This window comes from Calditerrivibrio sp. (genome assembly GCF_049968475.1).
Taxonomy (GTDB): Bacteria; Chrysiogenota; Deferribacteres; order Deferribacterales; family Calditerrivibrionaceae; genus Calditerrivibrio; species Calditerrivibrio nitroreducens_A.
This window is the reverse complement of sequence record NZ_JBMFQS010000045.1, coordinates 1-514: the sequence shown is the minus strand read 5'-3', so window position 1 is coordinate 514 and position 514 is coordinate 1. Positions and strand designations below refer to the sequence as shown.

Annotated in this window: 1 protein-coding gene; it reads right to left on the bottom strand. The window is 32.7% G+C overall.

Annotation, left to right across the window (positions count from 1 at the left end):
* On the bottom strand, positions 1-272 hold a 272-nt coding region (locus ACP5Q2_RS09960), incomplete at its 3' end, for a PD-(D/E)XK nuclease domain-containing protein (protein ID WP_428099654.1).
* Positions 273-514 lie beyond the last annotated feature (242 nt).

The window sequence follows — 514 nt, the reverse complement described above, 5'->3', positions numbered from 1 at the left end:
AAATAAACAATATTCCGATATTTTCTACTAAATTCCATTCCTATCAAATAAATCTCATCGTATTTACTCTGATATTTCTCAAAGTACCTCTTCTCTTTTATCTGATTCAACGCCTTATTCTCTGATTCATCAACCACAACTTTAAACTCTATCATTCTTTCTATACCAGTCATGTGGAATTGATGCAAAAAACTGTACAGTATATCCCTTATCTTACCAATATCATTTGTTTGCAATGCCCTGATTAAACCTATCTCTGCCCTACCTTTCAAAGCCGGACTCGGTGTCAGGTAAGTCAAAAAGCATCGTTGAAACTCTTCCTCACATCTAAGTTTGGATAGTTTAATACATATACATTCTCATTACCAATCCATAAAAAAACTTTCATTGTCAGATATCCAGCCTGAAATAGCAAACTTTATGGATAAATATAATCTATATCAAGGTTTGATAACAGTTGCTCCCCCAACTTCTAATTTTTTAACAAACCCGGTTTTATCTACATAGTAATCAT